Origin of the sequence: Paraburkholderia sp. J63, assembly GCF_905220245.1 — a bacterium.
In the GTDB taxonomy this organism is placed as follows: domain Bacteria; phylum Pseudomonadota; class Gammaproteobacteria; order Burkholderiales; family Burkholderiaceae; genus Paraburkholderia.
The window spans coordinates 1-350 of the sequence record NZ_CAJMZF010000198.1; the positions used below are offsets into that span (position 1 = coordinate 1).

Consider the following 350-nt stretch of genomic DNA (forward strand, 5'->3'; position numbering starts at 1 on the left):
CGAGGCCGTCGAGTGGGCGCCCAGCGCAATGCCCGTTTCACCCGTTACCGTGGCGCTGTCGCCCAGCGCGACGCCGCCGCCGCGGCCGTTGGCGTTGTAGCCGTTCAGACCGAAGATCGCGTCATCGGTCTTGTTGACGCCGGTGAAGGCGTAGATGCCGATCGACACATAGGCGCCGTTCGAGTTCGTGCTGTCCCAGTTCGCGCCCGGCACCAGGGCGCCAGTGCGGAACGAGTATTGGTAGTAGTCGGTACTGGCGTTGTCATACCTGCCTTGCAGTGCCGTGCCGTTTGCGACAGGCGTGCCGGCCAGCGCCGTACCCGGCATGCTCATGCTGAAGGCCAGGGTAA

1 protein-coding gene is annotated in these 350 nt (G+C 65.7%); it reads right to left on the reverse strand.

Annotation, left to right across the window (positions count from 1 at the left end):
- The coding region (locus U5775_RS39155) for a hypothetical protein (protein WP_322063465.1) at positions 1–333 on the reverse strand (333 nt) is incomplete at its 3' end.
- Positions 334–350: the final 17 nt, after the last annotated feature.